The organism is Paenibacillus sp. J22P218 (assembly GCF_056269195.1).
In genome coordinates this window covers 1-16,880 of the sequence record NZ_JBWDNL010000010.1, presented here as the reverse complement: position 1 = coordinate 16,880, position 16,880 = coordinate 1, and the positions used below count along the sequence as shown (strand labels likewise).

At 48.6% G+C, this 16,880-nt stretch carries 19 protein-coding genes, 1 rRNA gene and 1 riboswitch; of the genes, 2 read left to right on the top strand and 18 right to left on the bottom strand.

Annotated elements, in window-relative coordinates; translation table 11 throughout:
• Positions 1 to 24 precede the first annotated feature (24 nt).
• From veg to AC0YN0_RS29665, 7 genes are all read right to left on the bottom strand, one after another.
• The gene (gene veg, locus AC0YN0_RS29695) at positions 25 to 306 is read right to left on the bottom strand and encodes a biofilm formation stimulator Veg (protein WP_307208015.1); all 282 of its coding nucleotides are present in this window, start codon (positions 304 to 306) and stop codon (positions 25 to 27) included.
• 220 nt (positions 307 to 526) lie between these two features.
• Positions 527 to 1,411 (bottom strand): sporulation peptidase YabG, encoded by an 885-nt coding sequence (gene yabG, locus AC0YN0_RS29690; RefSeq protein ID WP_442050065.1) that lies wholly within the window; start codon positions 1,409 to 1,411, stop codon positions 527 to 529.
• Positions 1,412 to 1,514: 103 nt separating this feature from the next.
• A complete protein-coding gene (gene rsmA, locus AC0YN0_RS29685; RefSeq protein WP_475824537.1) occupies positions 1,515 to 2,429 on the bottom strand; it encodes a 16S rRNA (adenine(1518)-N(6)/adenine(1519)-N(6))-dimethyltransferase RsmA in 915 nt (304 codons plus the stop codon).
• A gap of 4 nt (positions 2,430 to 2,433) precedes the next feature.
• A complete protein-coding gene (gene rnmV, locus AC0YN0_RS29680; RefSeq protein ID WP_442050084.1) occupies positions 2,434 to 2,982 on the bottom strand; it encodes a ribonuclease M5 in 549 nt (182 codons plus the stop codon).
• Between the two features lie 263 nt (positions 2,983 to 3,245).
• Entirely contained in the window at positions 3,246 to 4,394 is a 1,149-nt protein-coding gene (locus tag AC0YN0_RS29675; protein ID WP_337103121.1) for a ubiquitin-like domain-containing protein, read from the bottom strand.
• A 254-nt stretch (positions 4,395 to 4,648) separates the two neighbouring features.
• Positions 4,649 to 4,834, bottom strand: a riboswitch (cyclic di-AMP (ydaO/yuaA leader).
• 184 nt (positions 4,835 to 5,018) lie between these two features.
• Positions 5,019 to 5,792 carry a TatD family hydrolase gene (locus AC0YN0_RS29670; protein ID WP_475824536.1) on the bottom strand — a complete coding sequence of 258 codons (774 nt, stop codon included), beginning with the start codon at positions 5,790 to 5,792 and terminating at the stop codon, positions 5,019 to 5,021.
• 7 nt (positions 5,793 to 5,799) lie between these two features.
• Positions 5,800 to 7,107, bottom strand: a complete 1,308-nt coding sequence (locus AC0YN0_RS29665; RefSeq protein WP_475824535.1) for an HD domain-containing protein — start codon at positions 7,105 to 7,107, stop codon at positions 5,800 to 5,802.
• Positions 7,108 to 7,381: 274 nt separating this feature from the next.
• On the opposite strand from AC0YN0_RS29665, the gene AC0YN0_RS29660 reads away from it, so the two are divergent.
• On the top strand, positions 7,382 to 7,636 hold the full coding sequence (locus AC0YN0_RS29660) for an AbrB/MazE/SpoVT family DNA-binding domain-containing protein (protein ID WP_012772023.1): 255 nt from the start codon (positions 7,382 to 7,384) through the stop codon (positions 7,634 to 7,636).
• Positions 7,637 to 7,762: 126 nt separating this feature from the next.
• On the opposite strand, the gene rsmI is transcribed toward AC0YN0_RS29660, so the two are convergent.
• From rsmI to AC0YN0_RS29610, 10 genes are all read right to left on the bottom strand, one after another.
• Positions 7,763 to 8,647: a 16S rRNA (cytidine(1402)-2'-O)-methyltransferase gene (gene rsmI, locus AC0YN0_RS29655; RefSeq protein WP_475824534.1), complete on the bottom strand. Its 885-nt coding sequence runs from the start codon at positions 8,645 to 8,647 to the stop codon at positions 7,763 to 7,765.
• Complete coding sequence (locus AC0YN0_RS29650; RefSeq protein WP_475824580.1) at positions 8,644 to 9,312, bottom strand: tRNA1(Val) (adenine(37)-N6)-methyltransferase; 669 nt, start codon at positions 9,310 to 9,312, stop codon at positions 8,644 to 8,646. Before AC0YN0_RS29650 ends, rsmI begins: the two co-directional genes overlap by 4 nt.
• 155 nt (positions 9,313 to 9,467) lie before the next feature.
• Entirely contained in the window at positions 9,468 to 9,869 is a 402-nt protein-coding gene (locus AC0YN0_RS29645; RefSeq protein ID WP_475824533.1) for an initiation-control protein YabA, read from the bottom strand.
• A 50-nt stretch (positions 9,870 to 9,919) separates the two neighbouring features.
• Positions 9,920 to 10,723 carry a PSP1 domain-containing protein gene (locus AC0YN0_RS29640; RefSeq protein ID WP_475824532.1) on the bottom strand — a complete coding sequence of 268 codons (804 nt, stop codon included), beginning with the start codon at positions 10,721 to 10,723 and terminating at the stop codon, positions 9,920 to 9,922.
• A gap of 3 nt (positions 10,724 to 10,726) precedes the next feature.
• Positions 10,727 to 11,704, bottom strand: a complete 978-nt coding sequence (gene holB, locus AC0YN0_RS29635) for a DNA polymerase III subunit delta' (protein WP_475824531.1) — start codon at positions 11,702 to 11,704, stop codon at positions 10,727 to 10,729.
• Positions 11,705 to 11,724: 20 nt separating this feature from the next.
• Complete coding sequence (locus AC0YN0_RS29630) at positions 11,725 to 12,168, bottom strand: YaaR family protein (protein ID WP_442050074.1); 444 nt, start codon at positions 12,166 to 12,168, stop codon at positions 11,725 to 11,727.
• Between the two features lie 17 nt (positions 12,169 to 12,185).
• The gene (locus AC0YN0_RS29625; RefSeq protein WP_337103113.1) at positions 12,186 to 12,515 is read right to left on the bottom strand and encodes a cyclic-di-AMP receptor; all 330 of its coding nucleotides are present in this window, start codon (positions 12,513 to 12,515) and stop codon (positions 12,186 to 12,188) included.
• Positions 12,516 to 12,570: 55 nt separating this feature from the next.
• Positions 12,571 to 13,227: a dTMP kinase gene (gene tmk / locus AC0YN0_RS29620; RefSeq protein ID WP_475824530.1), complete on the bottom strand. Its 657-nt coding sequence runs from the start codon at positions 13,225 to 13,227 to the stop codon at positions 12,571 to 12,573.
• 105 nt (positions 13,228 to 13,332) lie between these two features.
• Positions 13,333 to 14,865 (bottom strand): aminotransferase class I/II-fold pyridoxal phosphate-dependent enzyme, encoded by a 1,533-nt coding sequence (locus AC0YN0_RS29615; RefSeq protein ID WP_475824529.1) that lies wholly within the window; start codon positions 14,863 to 14,865, stop codon positions 13,333 to 13,335.
• Between the two features lie 112 nt (positions 14,866 to 14,977).
• The gene (locus AC0YN0_RS29610) at positions 14,978 to 15,169 is read right to left on the bottom strand and encodes a sigma factor G inhibitor Gin (protein ID WP_337103110.1); all 192 of its coding nucleotides are present in this window, start codon (positions 15,167 to 15,169) and stop codon (positions 14,978 to 14,980) included.
• Positions 15,170 to 15,400: 231 nt separating this feature from the next.
• Between AC0YN0_RS29610 and AC0YN0_RS29605 the strand changes: the two genes are divergently transcribed.
• Positions 15,401 to 15,931, top strand: coding sequence for a transposase (locus AC0YN0_RS29605; RefSeq protein WP_442050077.1), 531 nt, complete (start codon positions 15,401 to 15,403; stop codon positions 15,929 to 15,931).
• 627 nt (positions 15,932 to 16,558) lie between these two features.
• On the opposite strand, the gene rrf is transcribed toward AC0YN0_RS29605, so the two are convergent.
• Positions 16,559 to 16,675, bottom strand: a 5S ribosomal RNA gene (gene rrf / locus AC0YN0_RS29600).
• Positions 16,676 to 16,880: the final 205 nt, after the last annotated feature.

Genomic DNA, 16,880 nt, shown 5'->3' with positions numbered 1-16,880 from the left:
CGATTACGGCGTAGGTATATCAATCTATTGTTGAAGATAAGCGATTCGGACTTGACCTAGGCCTTCATCATTGCACACGGTCACTTCAACCGATTCGGTCAGAATATCCGCATAACTGTATGAGACACGCTTGAACGCGTGCTGTTCTTCATCCAGCTTGACAATGAAAACAGAAGGGTAGATTTCTTCTAACGTTCCGGTTCGTTCGATGGTCTTTCGTCGGCCACCGTTAGCTCGAAGACGGATTTTGGAACCAACATGAGCTTCCAAACTGCGTTTTATATCCAATAGCGCATTTTTTGCCATTGTCCACTACCACCTCTTTCCTTGTCCATTATAACCAAAAAAAGAGGGTTTGTCAAACAAAGCAAAATATTATATCAGCCTCATTATTTACTTGTCAACGGTGTTTTCACCCATTTTTTAAAAATCCATGCATAAATTATTTGGTTTTATCCATATTAAGAAGTTGTCGTAAACGCTGCGCATCAGAAATATGCCTCAAAAATCGCCGTGAAGAAAAAAATTATGGGTTCAATGTCGCTCCGACAGAAGTAATCTTGGGCTTCGGCAAGCCAACGCGGAATCGCCCTAATGTCTCAATGCCGCCTACACCGTCTATGCCGCTAATCGTGCCGTGTATGACATCGGACAGATTAACCGTATCGCGTATCGATGTATAGCTCGCCTTAATCGCGATGTAGACCGGGTCGAGCGCATGGATCAATATGCGGCCCGGGGAGCTTGCGAAGTTCGAGCCTGCCTGCAGCAGCGCCTCGAAATGCGATTGGCACGCGCCGGCAATAACGACGAGGCCGTCGCGGTTCTTCTCATATTCCCGCGCAACGCGAACAGCATTAACAAAGTTTTGCGAGTTTTTGTAGCTGCCTAGGCTATATAGGTCCTCTTGCATCCGATTTTTAAGCACGCCGTCATGACCGGTTATAACGACGATGTCCGGCTTCACTTGGGGAAGCAATCGGTACAGCACGTCAGCCATCTGAGATTCATGGACGTGCAGACCATGTGAGGGCACATGCATCGTGTTATAAAGCTGCATGCTCTTCTTCAAGTAGTTGTTGTCCCCATCCAGGTGCAGCACCTTTCCGGGCACTTCGAAGAAGGGCTGGCTCTCCTGCGTTGCAAGCCGGATATTATCGACGGTCCGGGCCGCCTGGCGTTCTCTCTGATTGTGCATGCGCTGCAGCGAATCATTAACTTTGATACGAACTTGCTGAACCGCTCTTGTCGACTCCGGGTCGCGAACGACCGACAGATCGGGAATAGGCGCATCCGCAAGCAATCGGTAGTCCGTGCCTTTCAGGACGGCATGATGTGTTCGAACAGCTTCAACTCGGAACAGCACGTCACCGCCATACGATTTGCGGACGACCAGGTCCCCTTGCTTCATGGGTAAATCACCTCTTCGTCTATCCTATGGGCAGACAGGGCGAATGGTGAGTATTATTATGTGCTGCGGCAGGCCGCAGATTGGGAGGAGAGCCTTAGGTTGCTTAGCCTCTCCAGCCCGCTTCCAGCATCGCGCGGCTAACGCTTGCGAATTCCTCCAAGGACAGCGTCTCTCCGCGACGCGTAGGGTCAATTCCAATACCTGTGAGCAGCGCTGTCAGCGCCTCACGGTTGTCCTTGCCAACGAAAGCGGTCAAGTTGTTGAACAGCGTCTTGCGGCGCTGGGCGAAGCTGGCTTGAACGACGCGGAAGAAATGGTCCTCATCCGGCACGTCAACAGCCGGCTTGTCGCGCAGCGACAGCTTGATGACCGCCGAATCAACGTTCGGCTGCGGAATGAATACCGTATGCGGCACAATGCATACGACCTTCGGCACGCAGTAATATTGCACGGCTACGCTGAGGCTGCCATATTCCTTGCCGCCCGGCTTCGCCGCCATCCGATCGGCGACCTCCTTCTGAATCATAACGACGATATGCTCCAGCGGCAGGCGCTCCTCGAGCAGCTTCATTAAGATCGGCGTTGTCACGTAATAAGGCAGGTTAGCAACGACGCTAACGCCGCTTACTTCGCTGAAGCGATCCTGAAATACTTGCTTCAGGTCCAGCTTCAGCACATCGCCGTGAATAACCTCCGTATTCGTCTCTTCGGACAATACGTCACGCAGAATCGGAATAAGACGGTTGTCGATCTCGACCGCCGTTACAGTGCCCGCAGAAGCGGCTAGTCTTTGCGTAAGCGCTCCGATACCCGGGCCAATCTCCAGCGCGCCTTTCGTCTTGTCGAGTTCTGCTGCCTCGACAATCTTATTTAATATATTTTGATCGATCAGGAAGTTCTGGCCCAAGCTCTTCTTGAACGAAAAGCCGTACTTCGCAATAATTTCCTTCGTCCGCTTCGGTGTTGCCACTTCAATAGCCGCTCTGCCTGACGCTGCGGTATTTTCTTGTCCGTTCATATCGCTATCCCTCCAGTTGCTGTTCCATCTCGCGCATAGCTTCGTCGAACTCCGCCTTTGAGATGCGGAAGCTTGTACAACGCTTATAAAATTGCTTGCCGTTCGCGTAGCCAATACCAAGCAGCTTGCCTACCAGCAATCTGCGATTAGCCGCATCGGGATGCACGATCAATCCCGCTTCCATCAAGTGCTCCCAGGTCACCTCGCCAGCCGTATCCGTTGTCTCCGTTCGAAGCTCGGAGAGCGCCTGGCGAATAGCTTCGGGACTCGCGTTCTCAATACCGATATCACCCTTGTACAGCGCCTTCTCCTGCGGTAGGAACGCATGTTTGCAGCCCGGCGCATGCCTTGCCACAATCTTACGGATGCGTTCCCCTGCATGATCGGGATCCGTGAATATAATTACGCCGCGGCGTTCATTCGCAAGCGCTATGCGGCGCAGCACCTCATCGCCTATCGCCGAGCCGTTCGTCTCAATCGTATCGGCTTCTACTGCGCGCTTCACCGCAACGGTATCATCCTTGCCCTCTACGACAATGATCTCCTTAATCACTAAGATCATTCCCTTCCTCATTTACTCAAGCGTAAACGGCTATCGCCATCCTAAGCGGCAAAAGCAAACGTTTCGCGGTGAAATATAGGCCTAGTATAAGTGTGAATTTTATACTTTCCTATATTTTAAATAGCTGCAACAATTGCTGCCTGAATTGCGTCAATAAAACTACAAAAAGAAGAGGCTTAGCCTCTTCTTATGATGGCATATTTAATTGTACATTACGATAAGATGATGATAAACAGTTAGCTGCCGATAAAGCACTAAGTGGATGACGGTTTGTTCGGTCCAATAACGTACACGGTGTAACCCTTCTTGCGTCCGAACTTCTCCGCAGTCTTCTGACTACCGAAATACACGTCGATCTTATTGCCCTTTATTGCGCTTCCCGTATCCTCTGCCCGGCGGAATCCGATGCCTTCGATGAAGACCCACCAGCCGATCGGGATTACCTTCGGATCAACCGCGATCGTTCTGCCTTCCGTCACTTTCGTTCCGGACGCCGTAATGCCGTATTGAGGGTGGCTTTCGTCCTTGCCCGTCGATTCCACGCCTGCGGAATACGCAGTTAACGTGACGTTCTTCAAGATGCTCTTCGCCTTAAGCGTTACACCGTTTTTCGTCAACGTCTCCACGGTAGGACTACTATTAGAGAGCACGGTTACTTTCGGCTCAGGCTTCTTCGTACCGACTGCCACGACTTGATCGACAGCAGCGGTCTCGATTACTTTGCTGACCATTTGCTTAGAAACAAGCACGCCATCCTCGTACTGCTTCTGAATATGCTCAACGATAAGGCCTTGCTTACCGGTCTGGATCAGCTTCTCCTTGCCGACCTCCAGCGTCGGATCTTCTTTCTTCACGATAGAGAATGGCATCGCCCGCTCGCTTTCCGATACTTTCGTATCGACGCGTACAACGGTTACCGACATATCCTCTTCGACAGATGAGTTAAGCGACGGTACTACTTTATCATGATTACGAACAGAAATATTTAATTGCTCGATCGCCGCCTGCACAGTTCCTTCTGTCGTGTACACCGTTGATGTCTTGCCATCCGCCGTTACATTGACCGCCACCGCGTGATTAATTTCAACGCGATCGCCGTCTTTAATGGCTGCATTCAGAGGCACCGAAACCTCGTCATGCTCGCCAATCGTAATAGCTTGTTCATCCAGTAGGCGTTGCAGGACCCATTGCTTTGTTTCTACAACGGTTTCTTGTCCATTCACTACTACGGAGACGCTTTTGACAGCCGTTCCGTACAACAACACCAGTAACATGAAAGTCATAGCGATTGAGATAATAGCACTGAGTAGTATCAAACGCAAATTTTCATGCTTCCATCGCATTGCGAAAGACATGCTGGATGATCGTTTCCCATGGGTGTCCTTTACCTGGATTGTGCCCATTTCATCGGTCCTCCTTCATAGCCCCGCCGCCAAGTGTTACGCATGATTACAACTGACGCGACTATAGTATATTGGCGTGCGAGCACGCAATCCAGTAATTCTACTTCTTTTCTCGATCCTCTCACCTCCATGACTAACCCTATGACGACGATTTCCCGATTATTCGAAAATAAAAAGAAGCCGTCGACAGAGGATCTGTATCGTGGCTTCTCGGATGTCTACACGAGATATCATAAAAATGGGTGCACGAGGTTGATCGCTCTCTATGAACGCTTACGAGGTTAGCTGACGGATTCGGGCAAGAGAGCTGCCCTATTCGAAATCGCAATGCTCATGGCAATGGCTTCGAAATTCACCCCTGAAAAGATCAAAGCACGGTCCTTCAAATACCCGCACTTGGGTCCCCCGTTCTCCTTTCGGAGATTAAGCGCAAACTGGAAATCCAATACAAAAAGTAATAACTCTGAAATGAATCATACCTTCACGGGCGGTCTGTTGTAAAGAAGCGATAAAAGACGATTTAAGCGAAAAAGCTGGTTAAAGTCGGAAAAGATTAAAGATTTCCTGAACAAAATCCAGTTTTATCGCCCAAAAGGTCATTGAATCTCTCGTTTCCTACCGTTTTTAAACAATACCAAAACATTTTTTACCGTTTTCGGTCGTAATTTTGGCTATTTCTTCCACGGATTTGCCCAATAGCTCGGCTGCAGACTGGGCGACAAGAGAGACGTAAGCGGACTCATTTCGCTTCCCCCGGAACGGGTGAGGGGTCAAATAAGGGGCGTCCGTTTCGATCAATAATCGGTCCAAAGGAACCTGCTTCAGCACCTCTTTTGGCACGCGTGCATTTTGGAATGTAACCGGTCCCCCGAACGAGATATAGAAGTTCATATCGAGGCAGGCTTTGGCCGTCTCCCAGCTGCCGGAATAGCAGTGCATGACGCCTCCAACCTCTGCCGCATTCTCCTCGCGCAAGATCTTAACGATATCCTCATGCGCATCCCGATTGTGGATGACGATCGGCTTCTTCACCTTTCGCGCCAGCCTAATCTGCTCCCGAAATACACGATGCTGCACATCCTTAGGTGAAGTGTCCCAATGGTAATCAAGGCCTATCTCACCGATTGCGACAACTTTCGGATGCTCGCATAGACGTTCAATCCATTCCAAGTCGTCTGGCGTCATATCGATGCTGTCGACAGGGTGCCAGCCAACCGCTGCGTAGATAAAGTCATAAGCTTCAGCAAGCGCAATCGTTGTCGGGATCGTCTCCCGGTTGAAGCCGATATTGAGCAGCATATCAACGCCCGCTTCTCTCGCTCGCTCAATTACCTCTTTACGGTCCTCGTCGAACTTATGTGAGTCTAGATGGGTATGCGTATCAAATAAATATGTCATGTTGATGTTATACTCCTTCATTAAGCTGAAATAGTTGTTTCAAATGAGGACTAATCTGCGAAATATTCATCCTGAGCGGCTCCTCTGGAAAATACAAATGATACTGTCCCTGATGTAAACCGGTGATCGATCTAACTATGTCGGATTTAGCCGATATTTCACTTATTTCATCCTGATGATCCAACAACAAAATCGGCGCTTTTTCTTTCTTTTCTCCCTCTTGTCTGTCGGGACGATACACGTCATACGGAAGATCGAACGGGAAATCCAGCTCCATATGGTACTCCGGATTCATGCCGATCGAGAGGAACAGCAAACGTATTTCTTCTAATAAAGTAGGCTCAGGATCATCGATCGTTATGTACTTGTATAATCGACGATTCAGGAAGCGGTCGCATAGGTCGGCCAGCAGTGAATCATCCTCTTCGGCCCATTGCATGAAAGCCGTCTGCGCAAGCGCTTCATCCAGCTTTAAATAATCGCTGACGGCCATCGTATTATCGAGCAGCCGCTTGACCGACTCTGGCATCCATAAGAAGGAATAACCCTTCTCGTAAAGCTCCTTCGCCCGGCGGAAAATTTGCCTCAAAATAATTTCCGAGCTCCTCGTAACCGGATGGAAGTAAATCTGCCAATACATCTGGTAACGCGACATCAAATAATGCTCCACCGCATGCATGCCGCTTTCCTTAACCACAATTTGCCCTTTGTAAGGCCGCATCACACGCAAAATGCGCTCCAAATCAAAATTACCGTAATTTACTCCCGTAAAATAAGCATCTCGGAGCAAATAATCCATTCGATCCGCGTCCATTTGGCTGGATATCAAGCTGACAACGATCGGTTTTGGATATTTTTTCTGAATGACGGCAGCGACATGGCTCGGAAAATCTTCGGATACGGCTCGCAATACACGATTGATTTCTGTATCCTCCAAAATAATTTTGCACGTCCACTCCTCATGATCGGTATCGAACACCTCTTCAAGCGAATGGGAGAACGGACCGTGACCGACATCATGGAGCAGCGCAGCGCATAATGATACGAGCCGCTCTTCCTTCGGCCAGTCATGGAAACTATTGCGCTCGAACTGCGAAATAATTTTTCTCGTAATTTCATATACGCCCAGCGAATGGGAGAAACGGCTGTGCTCTGCGCCATGGAATGTTAAGTAGGACGTCCCTAATTGCCGAATTCGGCGCAAACGCTGAAATTCTTTGGTGTTAATAAGGTCCCAAATCGTTTGGTCTTGTACGTATATATAATGATGTACGGGATCCTTGAATACCTTCTCTTCCTGAAGCGGCTCTCTCATTTTATGATCATCTCCTTCGTTCATAGTTTCGACACATTATGTCGAATTAATGTCGAATAGTGTCGTTTAATAGTTTCCAAATTGTCGAAGCTGTTGTATTCTATTACAGAGTAGTATGCCCCCATTTCGTAGTCAAATGCCCGTAAATACGGATATTTATAGTAAATTTTTAGGTTGACTATTTTGGGAATCGTTGGTATTATTATAGACATAAACCTAAGAAACATGTCGAACGATGGCGAAACAATTTATCTAAGAGAGGGATTGATAGATCATGATGAAATCAACAGGGATTGTCCGTAAAGTGGACGAATTGGGACGAGTTGTTATTCCGATTGAATTGCGCCGTACGCTAGGAATCGGAGAGAAGGATGCGCTAGAGATTTACGTGGACGGAGAGCGCATCATGTTGAAGAAATACGAGCCTGCATGTATCTTCTGTGGTAATGCAGAGAACGTTTCTTACTTCAAAGGAAAAATAGTTTGCCATATTTGTTTATCAGAAATGCCTTCTCCTGTGACAAAATAAAAAAAATAGGTTATAATCATTTATATCCACATGTTAATTCTAACCTTTTTATACTCCTTGATGCCTTCCTGCGCTAGAACCCGGCCAGGAAGGTCTTTTTTTGTCCACTTATCCACAGTCCCGATTCTAGCGATTAACCTCGTTATAGACATCCCGCTTCGGCAAGCCGCGATCGACAGCCGCCCTCTTAATCGCTTCCTTGCGATCCATGTCTCTCTCATAATGCGCAACATGCGCAGCAATATCAAGTTCGGACCACCAAGCACCTTCTGCTTCTTGTTCACTCGCCTCAGATTCGCTTAATCCTGCAATAACGATTACGAATTCGCCGAGCGGCGGATGTTCTGCGAACCAAGCTATACATTCGCTCACCGTTCCACGCACTGCTTCTTCATGACGCTTCGTCAATTCGCGAACTAATGCAATCTGGCGATCGCCAAGACTGTCCAATATGACGTCCAGCGTCTTCGTAACGCGATGCGGTGATTCGTAGAGCAGCAGTGTGTCACGCTTTCCGCCCCGCTCCTGCAGCCACTTCGTAAGCGATTTGCGGTCACGCGGGGGAAATCCGGCGAACGTGAAGCTGTCCGTCGGGAGCCCGGACATAATAAGCGCCGAAAGCGCAGCATTAGCGCCAGGAATCGGAATTACCGCTATACCATTATCGATCGCATCGCGTACGAGATCGGCGCCTGGATCGGATATGGCTGGCAACCCTGCATCGCTTACCAGTGCAATGGACTGTCCATCCTGCAGCAGCCGGATCAATTCCGGTCCGCTCGCGTTTTTGTTATGCTCATGGTAACTTACCGTTCGTGTGCTGATTTCGAAATGCGTGAGAAGCTTTCGCGTCTGCCTCGTATCCTCGGCTGCAATAAGCTGTACTTCCTTCAACGTCCGAATTGCACGATACGTCATATCCTCCAAGTTGCCGATTGGCGTACCTACGAGATATAAGCTGCCATAAGGCTGTTTGGCGCTGTCCTTTTCAAAGCTCTTCTGTACGTTCATACGATTTGCACCCCGTTCTCATACACCATTATCGGCGGCAAAAGCTTAATATCAGGCTTCCCGTCACGCATGGCTTCTATTAATATCATATTCGCCTCCGCATTCGCGTGAGGATGGACGAATTGTATCCGTTTCGGCTCCAGCTTCCACTTGCGCATCGTCTCTACGATATCAAGCAGCCTTGAAGGGCGATGTACCATCGCTACCTTGCCCCCAGGGCGCACTAGTCTGGCGCTCGCCTGCATCACATCGTTCAACGTGCAATGAATTTCATGCCTAGCAATCGCATAATGCTCATTCTCGTTCTGATCGCCTGCCGTTACAGGCATGTACGGCGGATTGACCGTAACCGCATCATAGACGCCGTTACCCGCTTCCTTCGCATAAACCCGCAAATCCTGCTCGATGACCCGTATCTGCTCCTGCAGTCCGTTCATCTCGATACTCCGCCTTGCCATATCAGCCAATCGCGGCTGAATTTCGACTGCGTCGATCTGTGCTTTCGTCCGTGTGCTTAGTAGCATCGGAATTACACCATTGCCTGTACATAGGTCAACAATCTTGCCCCGTTTCGGAATATTGGCGAAGCGTGACAGTAGCACTGCGTCAAGCGAGAAGCTGAACACTTCCCTGCTCTGTATAATTTTCAACCCATTCTCCGTCATTAAATCATCTAGACGTTCATTAGACGCCAAGATTACAGATTCAGACACGTCAATGCCTCTCCTTTATTAACCCTTAAAATTTAAAGTACACATTCTGATGTGGTAATAAAAATGCCGCCCTTTGCGGTAAGGACGGCTTGTCAATACGGATTGCATTATTTATTTAGAAAGGATAGACAAAACAAGCAATCTCCCTCGGTCCGCAAATGCCCGTAATACACATTGCAAATATGGAAGCCCTCATGATACAGCCGCGCTAAATTATCATGGCCTTCTCCTACAGCGTTGCCTGCCGCAATTAGAACATCCTCATGGGCAGTCTGCGACTCGAAGAGTACAGGCTCACGTTCAGCGCCGACAGGCTTCAGCAGCGCTTCTCGCGCTGGCGCAGTTTCGCGCTTGAATACTTTACGGAGCTGGTGGTTCTCCATGCTTAAGCGTTTGTTCTCCTCCAGCAGCTCTTTCATCTCCTGCTTCAGATCATTCAGCTCTTCATGGAACTTAGCGAACCTTGTATCCAACTCATCGATCTGTACGATTATATCTTTCTTCTCCAAGTTCCCACCCCAGAGCTTCCAGCATAAGCATCTCTGGCAGCCTATGCCTTCTATTTAATAACGACATCGTCAAACGGCAGTTCCTTCGGCTTGCCCGGTGTATCAAACAAACTTACGAATACACTCTTCGCTTGCGCATTAATGCCTGTTACTTTTCCTTCACCAAGTGAGGTAATGACGATTTTCCCTACCGCCGGCAGTTCCTCACGAACACTCTCGTAATTGTCATGCTCATATTTCAAGCAGCACATGAGGCGACCGCATAATCCGGATATTTTCGTAGGATTGAGCGATAGGTTCTGGTCTTTGGCCATCTTGATGGATACAGGCTCGAAGTCGCCCAGCCAAGAGGAGCAGCATAGAACTCGTCCACACGGACCGATGCCGCCAAGCATCTTCGCTTCGTCGCGGACACCGATTTGTCTAAGCTCGATTCGCGTGCGAAACACGCTTGCGAGATCCTTGACGAGTTCACGGAAGTCCACTCTGCCTTCTGCCGTAAAGTAAAAAATAATTTTGTTGCGATCGAAAGTAAACTCTACGTCAACCAGCTTCATTCTAAGCTGATGGCCTTTGATCTTGTCCAGGCACGTAGTGAATGCGTTCTTAGCCGCTGCGCGGTTCTCGTCGACGACTTTGGCATCGACATCGTTAGCAACGCGTATCACTTTCTTAAGAGGAAGGACGACATCCGATTCACCAACTTGCTTCTGTCCCACCACCACTTTACCGTATTCGATCCCCCGCGCTGTTTCAACAATAACATGCTGGTCCTTGTTCACGGGATGCTCGACCGGATCAAAGTAATAGATCTTGCCCGCTTTCTTGAAGCGGACACCGACGACATTATACAAGGATTAGCCCTCCTGTAGGTTTACCAATAGTTGCTCAAACGCGAGCTGAGGCGTGACATTCGCTCGTATACGCTTGCTCGCTTCAAGCGTATGCTCAATGCAGGACACCCAGCCTGCAAATGATCGATTAAAAGCATTTTTGCCTATCCAATCCAACTGATCTATAAAAACGATATTTCCTTGCCTTCCGGCTTGGAACTGTATCAAATCTTTAAACCATAATACAAACATCGACAGCAGCAATTGTGTATGCTCTGTAAGTTCTGTCTTAAATAACTGTTGCCCAGCAGTGATCATCGCCGTGGTGAATCGGGTTGAACTCTCCTTGCCTAATTGTATCACTAGATTTCTTATTTCTGCAAACTGATTCTGCTGGAGAAATTGTCTAGCGCCATCGAGTCCCGAGCTCATCTGCACAGCCGTCCGCGCAAGCAGAGCAGGCGCCCCTTCCGCAACTAGCGCTTCCAGCATAGCCTCTGGCGACATAGGGAGAAATGGTACCCACTGCGTCCGTGAGCGAATCGTAGGCAATACCGCTTGTCCATTATCGGTTATTAATATGGCCACAACAGGCGATACCGGCTCTTCAAGAAACTTAAGCAAGCTGTTAGCAGCCGCCTGCGTCATCTTGTCTGCCTGCTCGATCATATAGATTTTCCACTTCGTACCGCTATTCCGATAAGACATATCACGCTGCAGCTCGCGAATCTGATCAATCTTAATGGATTGACCGTCAGGCGCGATCGTAATGAGATCCGTCTGATTGCCATGCTCGAACTTACGGCATTCGAGGCATAGACCGCATGCATCATCTCCGCCTGCCGTACAGAACAGCGCCTTGGCGAAAGCGCGAGCCATAGCCATTCGTCCCGTACCGGACGGCCCGTGGAACAAATACGCATGCGATATTTTGCCGCTGCCTAGGGCATGCTTTAGAATACGCAGCGCTTTCCATTGGTCGCTCATTTGATCAAGACTCATAACTACTCCTTACCTTTCTATCAGAACAACAGGTTAATCAGCATTCCGCGAATCTCGCCGATCTTACTCAGAAGATCGATTCGTCCTTCCTCGCTTTCGAGCAGCTCCTCTGCCATTGCGATAAGAGACTCATCAATCTCGTCGAGAAGCTTATAACGCTTCACGCGTCCTCTGCGATCGAACCCTTTAATTTCTTTCAATACGACTCCGCGTCTGACCGTATCCTCTAGAAACGACTTCACCATCTGGCGGTACAGCTTGAGCTCCCGCACCGTCATTAGCTTTGCAAGACGCTCGCCTTGACGATGAATGTCCTGCAGCTTTTGCTGCATCTGCTCTTGCGTGCGCTGGTCGTTCTGCTGCACCATCACATCACCGAAGCTCTTCGCCTGCACTGGCTTAGAAGTTTGGTCCGCATTCGTTCTATTCTGTCCGACGGGTCGGAATCCATGATCTATCTTCATCTTTTAATCACGCCCAATCAGAAATGTTCGAACCGCTCGACCGGAATGACGAATACTGCTGCACCGCCAACCTGTACTTCAACAGGGAATGGGATGTAAGAATCCGTTGAGCCGCCCATAGGCGATACCGGCGTAACCAACTGATCGCGCACCTTACAGTTCGATCCAATGACCTGCAGCACCTCATGAACGCGCTCATCCTCGATACCGATCATGAATGTTGTATTGCCCGCTCTCAAGAATCCACCCGTACTTGCCAGCTTCGTCGCTCTAAAGCCTTCACGAACAAGAGCATTCGACAGTCGATTGCTGTCCTTATCCTGAATAACCGCAATAACTAATTTCATCTTCATTCCCCCTTGATTACTATTAGATTACGTTATTTCATTCTTCTTGATCTTCTTAAAGTTTGACATCGGTTGCAAAAAATCCTTCAAAACGACGATCAACGACATCCAAAACGTCCATAAACACATTTTCGGGCGTTTGCTCGGCATTCACTCGCACCATACGATCCGGGTACTTCTGCAACAGCTGTATATATCCCTCGCGTACACGTTCATGGAAAGACTGCTTCTCCAGGTCGAGCCGATTCACTTCTCTCTCCGCCGACTGCGCGATCCGTGCTAGGCCTACTTCCGGCGAGATATCCATATAAACCGTCAATTGCGGCATCAGCTCTTGAATAGCGAAGAGGTTAATGTTCCATACCTCTTCAACGCCCAGTCCCCGTGCGTAGCCTTGATAAGCAAGACTGCTGTCAACAAAGCGATCACAGATGACCGCTTTGCCTGCTTCAAGCGCAGGCAGCACCTTTTCCACCAAATGCTGACGCCTTGCAGCCGCGTAAAGCAGTGCCTCCGTTCTTGCATCCATCGCTACGTTGCTCCGGTCCAAAATAACGGTGCGGATCTGCTCGGCTATCGGGATGCCGCCAGGCTCGCGCGTAATGACGACTTCCTTCCCTCTCTGCAGCATCGTATGCGCCAGCCGTTCAATCAGTGTCGTCTTGCCGGCGCCTTCGCCGCCTTCTATTGTAATGAATACACCTTGTTTCAATCTAAGGCTTCTCCTAACCATAAAATAATATTGTCTATCCTAACAGCGGCATATTGTCCGCTTCCTTCCATTCTAACAAAGCGTTCCAGCCAGTACAATGAACAATTACTCATATACGCCTATTGTATTCATAACCGGATCAGCCGCACCTTGAAACTTAGCTCCTGCAGTCGCCAACCGCGCTATCTGATCGATCAACGCTCTTGTAAGCTTCTCCCCCGGATATACAATAGGAATGCCTGGAGGATAGGGAATGACCATCTCCGCTGCCCTATAGTTCTCCGCCTCGCTTAACGATATACGTTTTTGCTTCGCATGCTTAGATATTGATCTTGCCAATGAAACCGGTTGTGAGATACGCTCAGCCCAATTCGATGTATGCACCATGCTGTTAGGCGATGTGTCGGGCTTCTTACCAGCTGTATCATCATCGGGTAAGGTTGGCTTGCACAGCTTGGAAATCGCTGATATAGCCTCCTTGAGCCTGCTCGTATGCTCAGAAGAGATATGAATACCAAAGATAAGGACTACATGTCTCGGATCAGCCATCTCCGCCCAGCAGCCATGCTGCTCCAATTGCTTCTGCAGCTCGAATCCGGTCCAAGTGCCGCTGCGATCATACATAACGATTCTAAGAGGGTCGCAATAGCTTATTGCAGCGGTGTGAGGATCACTGTCGGTCAATACATCCATTACTTCTAGCGGAGAACCATATTCACTGGCCCAGCTACGGAACGATGCGGCTTGCTCCAGTGCCCCTGCGAATAGAGAGGGACCGAAACGATCAATCATTGCTCGGGAAATATCGAGCGACGATAGGATTGGAAACGATGGGCTAGAGCTTTGAATCATCGCCAGCGATTCCCTTAATGCTTGCCTAGGCAAACGTTCCCCCTGTACATGAAGCATCGCGCCCATTGTAAGAGCTGGCAATGTCTTGTGCGTGGATTGTACGACCGCGTCAGCCCCAGCAACGATCGCCGAAGTAGGAAGCTCAGGATGCAACCCATAATGCGCTCCATGAGCTTCATCGACGACTAACAGCTTATCGCAGCGATGTATGGCTTCAGCATAAGCGCTTAGATCTACGCCCATCCCGTAATAGTTCGGATTAGTAAGAAACACACCTTTAGCGTCAGGATATTGCTTAAGCGCCCATTCAACATCCTGGAGTGAGGGGATTACCGCTAGAGCAGATCGCTGCTCATATTGCGGCGTCAGGAAGATCGCTTTTGCTCCAGCAAGCTTCAACCCATTTATAACAGACTTATGTACATTGCGCTGAACAATGATTTCATCGCCCGGCTCACAAATAGCAAGCAACAGCGCTATATTGCCAGACGTACTGCCGCCTACAAGAAAGAATGTCTCCTCCGAGCCGAAGCAACTCGCTGCGAGCAGTTGCGCTTCTTGAATAGAACCCTCCGGATGATGCAAATCATCGGTAGAGGATAGCTCCGTCACATCGAGCTTCATTATTTCATGATAATAAGCTATATATGACTCATCATTCTCATCACTATCATTCACCGCAGCTATCGCTTGACCGCCGCGATGTCCGGGAACGTGCAGGCTAACCGGATCTGTATTGGCATGTTTCCTTAAATTTTCAAATAAAGGCGCAATAAATGGCTTCATTATAATAAGACGATCCTTTCCATCATAGCTGCTCGATTAAAATGCTCTATACGCTCTATTGTAGCTTATCGGCACGCAAAAAAAAGAGCAACTCTCTGTAGCAAGAGGCTGCTCATGCATTTTTTTCAATAAAAATTTGCTTCATCTGGTGAATGAAGAAAGGATACTTCGCATCCTTCACATCCGTTCTCACCATCTCGTTCTCGCAGTCGGTACAAATAAATTCGGATACAATTCGAATCCCTTCGCCCTCGGCCTTATGTTGACCGCAAATAATGCAATGAAGATCGCGATTATCATTCATTATAATCCCCGCTTTCTGATGCCTGCCTATATAGCTACTATTATGTCGCATAATCTATCTTTTTATACTTGTTTCATAGCCCATTTCAAATATTTATATATCGTATGCGCCCACTCCGCAGATGGTTCGCCATTTCGGTCAAAAATGTTTACTGCTCGCTCTCCATATACGTGTACAATAGGCCGATATAATAACGAGAATGTATGATTCACACCGAAAGGACGTTCGTGAATGCGCCAATCGCTAACCGATCAACGAAACGCTACAATTTATCAGTATATGCTCGTTAAACGCCAGGTTATTCGGCCTGAGCTGATCATGAGCCACCTTCTTATATCGGGCTTATTGCTCGCTTTCCAAATGCTCATGTATCAAATGGACGGGCTTTTCTCATGGTTATTCGGCTTTGCTGTCGTACAAGTGTTGCATATCGTTATTATGCTGCTCACGTTTATTAAAGTAGAGGAAGCTGCCGATCGCAAATGGATCTGGAGAATTAATCCGCCATGGATCGGTTTCAAGCCCGCTAGCGATATTACATTGCTCGTCTACCGGCGCGTTCATCGTCAAATGTTCTGGCTCGGCCTCTGCATCATCGGCCTCCTGTATCCGTGGATTAACGAATCGCTAATGATTAGCATCGTATGCTGGCATCTATGGCTTCTCATACCAAGGCTGATGTTATCCTTCGCCCTTCGCAAGCAACGCAAGGACGGCGTTGTAAGGCTCGACTCCAAGGAAGCCTCGTATTATCATCGTTAACTCATATCATACCGCGGGGGCATCTCGTCCCCTTTCCTGGCTAACGAATCCAGATATCTCTATTCATCATTTCCCTACACAGTTGAGCACTTAACGAATCTAGAGGTCGCTATTCTGTAACTTTAAAGCATATTAGGGAACTCGGAAGACCAATAAGGTAATCAGAGTTCTTTAGCGTGCTCAAATAACCTTATTTAGAACAATTAAGGTTCGTAGGATTCGTTAGCATATGCTTTAAAATCAAAATCCTACCTTATACTTACTTCGAGCTCGGCATCTGAAACCTCCTCTATGGCCGGGCCTGCTTCCTCGTCTTTTCATCGATCAAAAGTTGAGTTACTCTCCCAGGCTGGGAGAGGTAGCTCGCCGCTTCTGCGCACAACAAAAAACCAACCGCATCACATGCGGTTGGTTCCTCGTGCTTGGCGACGGCCATTCCGCACCGGCTGAATAGACTACTTGTGCTTCCTTCGAGGTCGGCATCTGAACCTTCCTCTATGGCCGGGCCTGCTTCCTCGCCCTTTTATCGATCGAAGGTTCAGTTACTCTCCCAGGCTGGGAGGGGTAAGTCGCCGCTTCTGCGCACAACAAAAAACCAACCGCATGTACATGCGGTTGGTTCCTCGTGCTTGGCGACGTCCTACTCTCCCAGGACCCTGCGGTCCAAGTACCATTGGCGCTGGAGGGCTTAACGGTCGTGTTCGGTATGGGAACGCGTGGTTCCCCTCCGCCATCGCCACCAAACGGTGTTTTTCGATGATTATGCTTCCCGAATCACTTCAGAAAAGACACAACCATGATCTCAGAGGCATTGCGCCCTGAAAACTGGATACGAAAGATGTTGCTGCTGAACTTTAGCTGTTGCCTATAGGTTGTATGGACCATATAAGCCTTTTAGGATAAGCCCTCGACCGATTAGTATTCGTCAGCTACACACATTGCTGTGCTT

Excerpts from the sequence above, each read along its gene's own strand:
- AC0YN0_RS29610 (WP_337103110.1), bottom strand. The coding sequence starts at position 15,169 with ATGAATGATAATCGCGATCTTCATTGCATTATTTGCGGTCAACATAAG.
- AC0YN0_RS29615 (WP_475824529.1), bottom strand. The coding sequence starts at position 14,865 with ATGAAGCCATTTATTGCGCCTTTATTTGAAAATTTAAGGAAACATGCC.
- rsmI (WP_475824534.1), bottom strand. The coding sequence starts at position 8,647 with ATGAACGTACAGAAGAGCTTTGAAAAGGACAGCGCCAAACAGCCTTAT.
- AC0YN0_RS29660 (WP_012772023.1), top strand. The coding sequence starts at position 7,382 with ATGATGAAATCAACAGGGATTGTCCGTAAAGTGGACGAATTGGGACGA.
- AC0YN0_RS29605 (WP_442050077.1), top strand. The coding sequence starts at position 15,401 with ATGCGCCAATCGCTAACCGATCAACGAAACGCTACAATTTATCAGTAT.
- AC0YN0_RS29670 (WP_475824536.1), bottom strand. The coding sequence starts at position 5,792 with ATGACATATTTATTTGATACGCATACCCATCTAGACTCACATAAGTTC.
- AC0YN0_RS29675 (WP_337103121.1), bottom strand. The coding sequence starts at position 4,394 with ATGGGCACAATCCAGGTAAAGGACACCCATGGGAAACGATCATCCAGC.
- AC0YN0_RS29630 (WP_442050074.1), bottom strand. The coding sequence starts at position 12,168 with ATGAAGATAGATCATGGATTCCGACCCGTCGGACAGAATAGAACGAAT.
- AC0YN0_RS29665 (WP_475824535.1), bottom strand. The coding sequence starts at position 7,107 with ATGAGAGAGCCGCTTCAGGAAGAGAAGGTATTCAAGGATCCCGTACAT.
- rsmA (WP_475824537.1), bottom strand. The coding sequence starts at position 2,429 with ATGAACGGACAAGAAAATACCGCAGCGTCAGGCAGAGCGGCTATTGAA.
- AC0YN0_RS29625 (WP_337103113.1), bottom strand. The coding sequence starts at position 12,515 with ATGAAATTAGTTATTGCGGTTATTCAGGATAAGGACAGCAATCGACTG.
- holB (WP_475824531.1), bottom strand. The coding sequence starts at position 11,704 with ATGAGTCTTGATCAAATGAGCGACCAATGGAAAGCGCTGCGTATTCTA.
- yabG (WP_442050065.1), bottom strand. The coding sequence starts at position 1,411 with ATGAAGCAAGGGGACCTGGTCGTCCGCAAATCGTATGGCGGTGACGTG.
- veg (WP_307208015.1), bottom strand. The coding sequence starts at position 306 with ATGGCAAAAAATGCGCTATTGGATATAAAACGCAGTTTGGAAGCTCAT.
- AC0YN0_RS29650 (WP_475824580.1), bottom strand. The coding sequence starts at position 9,312 with ATGACGGAGAATGGGTTGAAAATTATACAGAGCAGGGAAGTGTTCAGC.